The sequence below is a fragment of the Burkholderia sp. PU8-34 genome, from assembly GCF_053427725.1.
In genome coordinates this window covers 1-486 of record NZ_JBSAXC010000073.1, presented here as the reverse complement: position 1 = coordinate 486, position 486 = coordinate 1, and the positions used below count along the sequence as shown (strand labels likewise).

Annotated in this window: 1 protein-coding gene; it reads right to left on the bottom strand. The window is 65.6% G+C overall.

All coding sequences use genetic code 11. The features are described 5' to 3' along the window. On the bottom strand, nucleotides 1-486 hold a 486-nt coding region (locus tag ACV22Z_RS35760; RefSeq protein ID WP_448080945.1), incomplete at both ends, for a two-partner secretion domain-containing protein.

Sequence of the window (486 nt, the reverse complement as noted above, 5' to 3'; positions counted from 1 at the left end):
GCGTTGAGGCCCGCGCCCTGGATCGTAATGAGGCCGCGATTGACGTTGTAGCCCGCAAGCGAACCGTCCGCGCCGTAATAAGGCTGGCCGGTCGTCAACGTCGCGCGCGACGTATTGATGAAGCCCCCGCCATCGACGACGATGCCCGCCGGGTTGGCCAGCACGACTTCCGCGCGATTGCCTGCGACTTCGACGTAACCGCGAATCTGGCTCGCGGCCGTGCTGTTGACCTGGTTGACGATAATGCGTGCGGACTGCCCGGCCCCGAAGGTCGGGTTCCCGTTGATAGTCCCGGCCTGCTGCGTGTTGACGAGCGTCGGCGAGTTGTTCAGGATCGCGCCGTTCTTCTGGACATCGAACTGGTTGTAGGTGTTGACCGACACCCCTGCGCCCGAAGGCCGGGCGATGTTCACCTGCGGGAGGCCGTTTTGCGTCTGGATGACCTGCGTGCCGGCGCCGGGCGTCGGCACGATCTGCGCCGATGCG